Origin of the sequence: Candidatus Thiosymbion oneisti (genome assembly GCF_900092655.1) — a bacterium.
GTDB classification, from domain to species: domain Bacteria; phylum Pseudomonadota; class Gammaproteobacteria; order Chromatiales; family Chromatiaceae; genus Thiosymbion; species Thiosymbion oneisti.
Genome location: NZ_FLUY01001236.1, coordinates 1 through 8,156, shown reverse-complemented (window position 1 = coordinate 8,156; position 8,156 = coordinate 1). Strand labels below are relative to the sequence as shown.

Below are 8,156 nucleotides of genomic sequence, written 5' to 3'. Positions count from 1 at the left end.
CTGAAGTCTGCCAACCCCTCCCTCGTCATTCCGGCAGGGATTGCCGGAATCCAGGGCCAGGGATGGCAAAACGGTGGCGTTCAAAGCATTAGGTCGCATTTAAATTTAACCACTACCTCATTTTTTTCCGCAAATGAACGTGGGGGTGTTCTCAATTAACAAACGATCTGATCCTGGCTATCTCGAACCACGGATGGACACGGATCAACACGGATTGGTCTCCATCCGTGTTCATCCGTGGTTCTTGCCAACAGCGACTCACGACTCGTCGGTCTGAGGCGAAGCCTCGCTGGCAATATCGATCGAAACTATGTACGTAGGTATCCCATGCCGAGTGACGAGGAGTGGATGCGCCGCGCCTTGGTACTCGCCAAGCAGGCGGCTGCGGCAGGCGAGGTGCCGATAGGGGCGGTCCTGGTACGGGAAGGTGAGCTGGTGGGTACGGGCTGGAATCGCCCGATCACCGATAACGACCCGAGCGCCCATGCCGAGATCCTGGCCCTGCGCGACGCCGGGCGGCGTCTCGGCAATTACCGACTGCCCGGCACCTGCCTCTATGTCACCCTCGAGCCCTGCCCCATGTGCGCGGGCGCTATCATCCAGGCACGGGTCGAACGGGTCCTGTTCGCGGCGGCCGACCCCAAGAGTGGTGCCTGCGGCAGCGTCTTCGATCTGTTGCCCGCGGACGCCCGCTTCAATCACCGCACCGATTGCACGGGCGGTCTCCTTGGCGACGAGTGTGGCCGGCTGCTGCGGGATTTTTTCCGATCACGCAGGTAATCGGGGACCTAATTCGCCCGGCGGCGGCTAGATGCGCGTATTCGGGTAGTGGTTAATTTTTAAGTGGTATACTGGGCACGCTGCCTGCCGGGAGGTGCTTCTCATCGATGGGCACACTTCGCTTTGTGCATCCTACCAACCGTCGCGGCTCGGAAACCTCCGTGGCAGGACCGAAACTTTAAAACCATTCCGATGGGTGCTTGCTTTGCCCATCCTACGGGCTTTTTCCAAGCACGTAGGTGATCGGGGACCCGATTCGCCCGGCGGCAGCCAGGTGTGCGTATTCGGGCTCGTCAATGCACGAGGGCCTGCGCCTGGCCGATAATTTCATCCACCTCACGAATAGCCGCTACCGCGCCACTCAAGTCGACATGCGGCTTGATTTTTATCAACTCGGCCGCCCGCTCCTCGGTGGTCCCATCAGGCAGTTTCCTGGTGACATAGTAGCCGGTTGCCAGACGTTCCAACTCCTTCACCTTCTTGTCTCCGAGCCGAGCGGCGATAAAGTCGATCCGGTCACGGTACTTTGCGAGTGTTTTGGGAAATCCCCCTTGGACATACTCGGCACGATCTGTCGGCTCGTAGCGAAACCCATATGGCCGCTGGGGCCGGAGGCGCAACAGCCCATCGCCCCGCAACCCCGTCAATTCATCACGCAGATCGAAGGAAAAGGGTCCATACCAATACAGCATGAACCGGAAACCCAGCGGTACGCCCAATAATTCCTGCAGGAAATACGCCGCCTTCTGGATGTGGGTTTCTCCCGCCCAGCTTCCCTTATTCCACAAGGCCTGCACGAAATACGTCAGCACGGCATTTTTTTTATGTCTCTCCATCGGTGTCTTCCTCCGGTCTTGAGATAATTTTGTCGCGATGGGTTCCTAGCCAGCGTTTCGCCTCGTCCGCAATCGCCCTGTCGGCAAACACATTGTCTACCTCGACTATCGGCAGACGCTTCAGGACCTCGGAAATCATGGATGAGGATGAGATCCTGCCGTCACGCATGCGCACCGGAAACTCAGGCGCGTTACCCCTCTGACGGTAACGGTCATGGCGGAAATGATCCGCGTCGAACGTTTCGCTGAGCGCCCGGAAAACCGCTCCGCCCGCTTCGGTATCGATAGCGGCATCGATGGGATTGTGCGAGTAGACCAGCTTGAAATGTTTACGCCGACTGACGCGACGGGCGTGCAAGTGTCCAGGTAAATCCGCGTTCTGCTCTGCTTCCCGTATTCCCTGCATTACCTCGGCATCGGTGAGCCTAAGATGGCGTTCCACGTCGGTCGGGTAGCCGTCATCACCCAGCCATTCGAGGAGGAACTCCTGCAAATGGATGTCGTAGATGCGCCTTATCGGATGGAAGTATAGCTGCGAATACATGAAGTAACGCGCCGACATCAGTGCCTCGGCGGATTGGATACCGCCTTCGTCGAGACCTAAGGCAAAGCCGGTCTCGGCATCCTCCTCGACATCCGTGGGGACCCGCGGCAGTATACGCAAGGTGTCGATCAGCCGGTACTGGTCGAATTTGCCGTACGCGACCCCCGCGTGATGCGAATCCCGGAGCAGATAATCCATCCGGTCCACGCCAAAGGCGTCGCCGACGATGATTTCGGCGAGGATCGTCTCCCAGGGCGTGAAATCGACGTCCGGAAGCTCCTTCCGGCCAAGCGCCAGCTTGACCACATCCTCCGAGTCGATCTTCATACCCTTCCATATCGGACGCATTTCGTCGGAACGGATGAGCTGCGCGGTCAACGCCTCGTGATTCCGGCCCTCGGGCAGAAGCTCTTTCTCGGCGGCATGGGAGAATGGCAGGTGTCCGATGTCGTGACAAAGAGCCGCCATGCGTAAAACGCAGCGCCAGTATTCCCGCTTCCTATCGTCGCCGACATCGGGGAATTCGTTGCGAATGTCATCGGTCAGCTTGCCCGTTACGACGTCGTATACCCGTCCGGCGAGCTCCATGACACCGAGAGAATGCTCGAACCGGCGGTGGGTAGCCCCCGGATAGACCAGATAAGTCAACCCTAATTGGTGGATGTGGCGTAGGCGCTGAAAGGGTCGCGAATCCAATACCTTGCGTTCGTCGCTGGAAAGCCGTACGAAGACGTGGATCGGATCCCTGATCTCGTGGACGTGCTTCGGCATGGACTTAGGTTCTCTCTTCGGCTCGTAGCTTTAGCTACATCCCGCTTTGTGTATTTGAAACTGGCTCTTTATGGATTCCGGACTGCTTTGGAGTGCGCCGGCAAAGCGGCGCGTCCGACTCAAACCTCGACAACTGGGATACCAGCAGCGTTTGTCAGGAATCCGAGCACTTAAGGTTTCACCCGCGCCGCGGCGACGGCGCTTTCCCCTGGCCACAGCGCCCTTACTTGGAACGGAGGTGTCGCCAAATCCAAAGCGGCGGTGGGCTTGTGCCCCTTGACCGACCCCCCGGTTATACCAAGTGCTGTCGGTTCTGGTAAGCACTGGGGTAAGGTTGCCGCCGCACTCCAAAACGTCCAATGGTACCCTTCCGTGATCCCTGGCAGTCCGGAATCCATAAAGAGCCTTGAAACTTTGAAACCGTATCTTAACCGAAGGATAAACTAACAAGAGAGGATAAGTATGCAGGTGCATGATATAGCGCACTCATGACCATCAAAGCACAAAATGCTGTGTTTCCAACATTCAGGCACCTGGGGTTTTTCCTTGTAGTCAAAAGGGACAGGTTAGTGTGATCGAACACCTCATCCGCATGCTCGGTCACTGGCATCCCTGCTCCGATCGGTGCGGGAGCTGGGACGATGGGTGGATCAGTGCCCCCGAGTCACCGCCGGGGCAACATCGCGAGTCTTGATGAACAGGCCGGAAAGCCCACTATGCTTCCCCTCTATGTGACGGACCGGCACGACTGCTCTTACCTCCCGGGTCTGAGTGCGCGGACCCTGTTCGTGGATCCGTCGGTGCCCATGGACGGAGCGACCTACCAAGCCCTCCTTGCGCAGGGATTCCGCCGCAGCGGGACCCATATCTACCGCCCGGCTTGTAGTTCCTGCCGGCGCTGCATCGCCTTGCGGATCCCGGTACAGGCGTTTGTGCCGAACCGATCCCAGCGCCGCAATCGGACTTGCAACCACAACCAGGTGGTCCTCCGGAACCGCCCTGCCTGCTTCGATCCGGAGCACTACGCCCTCTATCGCTCATACATCCAGAGCCGGCATGGGGACACAGACAGCTCCGACGCCGTCCTGGTGCCCTACCGTGAGTTCCTGGTCGCTCCCTGGGGAGGCGAGACCCGCTTCCTGGAGCTGTATCTGGACACCCGGCTGATGGCAGTAGCCGTCACCGATTATCTGCCCGGATGTCTGTCCGCCGTCTATACCTTCTTCGATCCGGGGCGCTCCGATCGTGCACCCGGGACCTACGCCGTCCTATGCCAGATTGAGGAGGCCCGGCGGTTGGGACTTGAGTACCTGTACCTGGGCTACTGGGTCGGGGAATGCCCTAAGATGAGCTACAAGGAGCATTTCCGCCCCCTGGAGGCCTGGCTGGACGAACGCTGGCAATGGTACGGCCGGGGTGCTGAAATCAGTGGAACAGGCCGGGCCAGTGCAGCGCCTCACACAGTGCAATCGAACAGGTGAACCAATCCGATTAGAAGCCGGTCACCGGTCAGACGCCGGTCATCGGCGATCACCAGGCTGGTGATGCTGTGCTCCGTCATCAGGTCAACGGCAGCCTGCAAGCGTGCCTTCCGGTCGACGCAGATGGGATTCGCCGTCATCATATCGCCGGCCAACAGCTCCGAAAAATCCCGGCGGTGGTGCTCCATGGCCCGGCGCAGGTCACCGTCGGTGATGATGCCGGTCAGCTCCTGGTCCACGCAGACCACCGCGACCCCCATGCGCCCCGCGCTGATGGTCTGGACGACATGAGCGGCAGGGTCGTCCGGGCGGACGATGGGCAGCTGCTTGGTATGCATCACATGCTCCACCCGGGTCAGCAGACGCCTGCCTAAGTTTCCGCCGGGATGGAAGCGGGCAAAGTGCTCGGGACGGAAGCCGCGGGCCTCCATCAACACGATGGCGAGGGCATCGCCCAGCGCCAGGGCCGCGGTGGTGGAGGCGGTAGGGGCGAGCTGGAGGGGACAGGCCTCCTTAGGCACAGCGGCATTCAGGTGAAAATCCGCATGCCGCGCCAACGTCGAATCGGGCCGGCCCGTGATGGCGATGAGCTGGTTCCCATTGTCTTGGAGAAAGGGAATCAACCGGATGACCTCATCCGTCTCCCCGGAGTTCGAAAGCGCAAGGAAGATGTCTTCCGAACGCACCATGCCCAGGTCACCGTGAGAGGCCTCCCCCGGATGCACGGAGAACGCAGGCGTCCCCGTACTCGCCAGAGTCGCCGCGATTTTGTTTCCGATCAGACCCGACTTGCCCATACCGCAGACGATCACCCTCCCCCGGCTGGCGAGAATCGCGTCCACGGCAGCGGCCAAATCCGAGTCCACCTGCTCGATCAGGGCGGTGATGGCGGTGGCCTCGATCCGCAATACCCGCCGTGCCCGATCGAGATAGGAGTCCCTAGAAATGTCCCCATTCCACTGTGCCGTCTGCATGGCACTGCGCGCGGCCAACCGTGATTTCATCTCGCTGTGCCAAGAGCTGTTGTGATTACTTGCATTTGCAAATTGCCCTTATCAACACCGGAGGTCGTAATAACCAAATCACCATTGGGTAATTTGCCGGTGCATTTTTACCGTATGCAGCTGGCTCGCGGTTGTACTGAACCTGAATAACCGGAACTCGATCAACTCAAACCGTCAACCGCCGATAGATCTCCGAGACCTTATAGGGCAACCTTTCTACCGCCTCGACAATGGTATAGTTCACGGCTCCGTACATATGGGGTAGATATTCCCGGCCTTCCTTGTCGATGGTGATGCAGAAGGGGTGAATGCTGCGGCGCTTGGCCTCGATCAGGGCGCGGCGGGTGTCTTCGATCCCGTACCGGCTGCGGTACTCGTCGCTGTAGTCGTCGGGCTTACCGTCGGACAGGGTGATCAGGATGCGGGTCTTGGCATCGATCCGGTCCAGGAGCTCGGTCAGGTGGCGGATGGCCGCCCCCATGCGGGTGTAGTCCTTGGCCTCGATGCCGGCGATGCGGCCCCGGATCTCATCCCCGTAGGCGTCATCGAAGCCCTTGACGCGAAAGGTCTCGCAGCGCTTGCGGGTCATGCCGGAGAAGCCGTAGATGGCATAGCGGTCGCCCAGGGTTTCCAGGGCCTCGCACAGCAGCAGCAGGGATTCCCGCTCGGCCTGGTTGATCCAGCCGCGGGTGGAGCCGCTCATGTCCACCATGAACATGACCGCGATGTTGCGCTCCACCCGGTCGCGTCGGGTGAAGAGGCGATCGGACATCTCCAGGCCGCGGTGGGCGTCGGTGCGGGCCTCCATCAGGGCGTCGATATCCACCTCGTCCCCGTAGGGCTCCTTCTTGAGCCGTTTATCCTCGCCGCGCAGGGCCTCGAAGGTCTTGCGCAGTCCCGGCAAATGTCGGGAATACTTGTCGAGGGTCGCGGCGACGAAGCCGTCGCGTTTGGGCTCCACCGTGAGCTCACGCATCACGCACCAGTTCTTGCGGTAGCTCTGGCGGCGGAAATCCCATTCGTTGTAGAGATGGGCGCCGCGTTCGTGGTAGGTGCCGGACCACACATCCGCGCCCGCATCCGCGTCCGCTTCCACTGCCCCTTTGGGCCGATAGTAGCCGTCACCGGCGGGGACCAGATAGTCCGGGGGCAGCTCCCCCAGATCCAGCATGATCGAGCCGATGAGCCGCTTGATGTCCTCCGGCGGGCTGACCGGCTGGTCATGGAACCGGATCTCCAGCTCGAACTCCCCCGGATGCTCGTCGTGCTCCCGTTTCCGCGCCGCGAAGGGGGTCTCCGCCTCGCCGGGGAACGCCTTGCGTTCGGACACCGGCTGCTCGGATTCCAGGTCCTTCCGATAACGGACCAGCAGGCTGCGTAATCCGGCCTTCTCGTCCTCCAACCGCGCCCGCAGGACCTCCTCGACCCGCTCCGGATAGAGCTCACCTTGATAGCACAGGGGCTCCGGTAGGGGCGGTGGCGCGGCCATCACCTCGGCCACCAGGGCCAGCGAATCCCGGGCCCGGTCGCCGGCCCGGCGCAGCCGCTCCCGCCACACCTCCCAATGGGGCGAACAGGTGTGCTGACCGGCGAGGGTGTTGAGATGCTGCATATCGCGGTGGACCCCGGGCAGCTCCCGGGCGATACGGGCGTCCAACCGCAGGGTCTCGAAGGTGTGGAACAGCTGCAACGCCCGCTGGGTGTCATCAAAACCCATCAGGGCCTCGATGATCCCCAGCCGCCAGGTACCGAACCGGGTCTGGGCCCAGAGATAGGCCGCCGCCGCCTTCAGGAAGCGGAAATTGTCCTCGCGGCTCCCGAACCGGCTGGCCATAGCCGGCAGGAACAGGGTCTCGGTATCCGTATGGATCGTCTCGGCGGCCGCGAGCCCAAGGCGCCGACCCGAGAGCCCCAGCACCACCCGTTCCAGGACACCGGTGTGCTCCGCGAGCGAGGCCCCGACCTGGGCGGCCCGGGCGCGCTCCAGGAACTGGTCCACATTCCTGAACACCTCCACCGCGGCGTAGAGGCCGGATTGGTCGTAGACATCCAGGCCCTGGATGATCCAGCGTTCCACATCCGGCAGGGAGAGCGCCTGCAAGGCGCGGTCGGCATGAATCAGGAACTGGTAGGCGCAGGCGGTGTTGTCCTTCTCCAGGGTCCGCACCCAGTGCAGCGCAAACTCCTGCTGCGCTCGGGTAAGACCCGCCAGGGCCAAGGCCGCCCCTCGCTTCGACGAGGCCTCAGCCCACAGGATATCCTCGAGCAGGTCTTCGAGCTGGTCGGCAGCGAGCGGCTTGGGCATCAGCGAAGGGTAAGCAGACAGCGGTCTTTGCGGTGGCAGCAGGCTGCGGCCGGCAGGGCGAACGCGAGCAGGAAACCGCCGGGGCGATGAGCCGGACCGGCAGCAATGACAGCCCGGTTATTGTGATCATCGGGCGACCAATCCGCAACCGGTAGGGCCGGATCGACTGCGGTTCAAAATCTCTGCGCCCGGTCCGTCCCCACAGATGCCGGGCAACCTCTTATTTGAGCTGCATTGACTATAGGAAAATGGTGCGGTTCGCTAATTTTTCTCTGGCTCCCACGCTCCGGAGACTGTAAAAGAATTCGCCCTTGGTGGTAGCGAGGGTAAACTCCCGGTCGAGCTCGATCCGAGAGGTTGAGATTGATGGCGAGAGGTTACAAGCCAGGCGTCGCCCGTGCCCAGGCCGCACGCCTGCCCGCCCGGATTGAAGAC

6 protein-coding genes are annotated in these 8,156 nt (G+C 61.4%); 2 read left to right on the top strand and 4 right to left on the bottom strand.

Annotation, left to right across the window (positions count from 1 at the left end; genetic code table 11):
- The first annotated feature begins 327 nt into the window (after window positions 1-327).
- Window positions 328-780 (top strand): tRNA adenosine(34) deaminase TadA, encoded by a 453-nt coding sequence (gene tadA, locus BQ17_RS12900; RefSeq protein WP_089727698.1) that lies wholly within the window; start codon window positions 328-330, stop codon window positions 778-780.
- Between the two features lie 293 nt (window positions 781-1,073).
- Here tadA and BQ17_RS12895 read toward each other — a convergent pair whose 3' ends face one another.
- Both BQ17_RS12895 and BQ17_RS12890 read right to left on the bottom strand, forming a co-directional pair.
- Entirely contained in the window at window positions 1,074-1,616 is a 543-nt protein-coding gene (locus BQ17_RS12895) for a hypothetical protein (protein WP_089727696.1), read from the bottom strand.
- A complete protein-coding gene (locus BQ17_RS12890) occupies window positions 1,603-2,931 on the bottom strand; it encodes an HD domain-containing protein (protein WP_089727694.1) in 1,329 nt (442 codons plus the stop codon). The genes BQ17_RS12895 and BQ17_RS12890 overlap by 14 nt, the downstream gene beginning before the upstream one ends.
- Before the next feature lie 641 nt (window positions 2,932-3,572).
- Between BQ17_RS12890 and BQ17_RS12885 the strand changes: the two genes are divergently transcribed.
- Window positions 3,573-4,412, top strand: coding sequence for an arginyltransferase (locus BQ17_RS12885; protein WP_256091594.1), 840 nt, complete (start codon window positions 3,573-3,575; stop codon window positions 4,410-4,412).
- Here BQ17_RS12885 and BQ17_RS12880 read toward each other — a convergent pair.
- Window positions 4,388-5,416, bottom strand: coding sequence for a KpsF/GutQ family sugar-phosphate isomerase (locus tag BQ17_RS12880; protein ID WP_256091593.1), 1,029 nt, complete (start codon window positions 5,414-5,416; stop codon window positions 4,388-4,390). The two genes, BQ17_RS12885 and BQ17_RS12880, sit on opposite strands and share 25 nt — an antisense overlap.
- Before the next feature lie 166 nt (window positions 5,417-5,582).
- Window positions 5,583-7,721 carry a nitric oxide reductase activation protein NorD gene (locus BQ17_RS12875; RefSeq protein ID WP_089727690.1) on the bottom strand — a complete coding sequence of 713 codons (2,139 nt, stop codon included), beginning with the start codon at window positions 7,719-7,721 and terminating at the stop codon, window positions 5,583-5,585.
- Between the last annotated feature and the right edge of the window lie 435 nt (window positions 7,722-8,156).

What these genes read in the sequence shown, in the direction of transcription:
- tadA (WP_089727698.1), top strand. Translation starts at nt 328, where the DNA reads ATGCCGAGTGACGAGGAGTGGATGCGCCGCGCCTTGGTACTCGCCAAG.
- BQ17_RS12895 (WP_089727696.1), bottom strand. Translation starts at nt 1,616, where the DNA reads ATGGAGAGACATAAAAAAAATGCCGTGCTGACGTATTTCGTGCAGGCC.
- BQ17_RS12890 (WP_089727694.1), bottom strand. Translation starts at nt 2,931, where the DNA reads ATGCCGAAGCACGTCCACGAGATCAGGGATCCGATCCACGTCTTCGTA.
- BQ17_RS12885 (WP_256091594.1), top strand. Translation starts at nt 3,573, where the DNA reads ATGGGTGGATCAGTGCCCCCGAGTCACCGCCGGGGCAACATCGCGAGT.
- BQ17_RS12880 (WP_256091593.1), bottom strand. Translation starts at nt 5,416, where the DNA reads ATGAAATCACGGTTGGCCGCGCGCAGTGCCATGCAGACGGCACAGTGG.
- BQ17_RS12875 (WP_089727690.1), bottom strand. Translation starts at nt 7,721, where the DNA reads ATGCCCAAGCCGCTCGCTGCCGACCAGCTCGAAGACCTGCTCGAGGAT.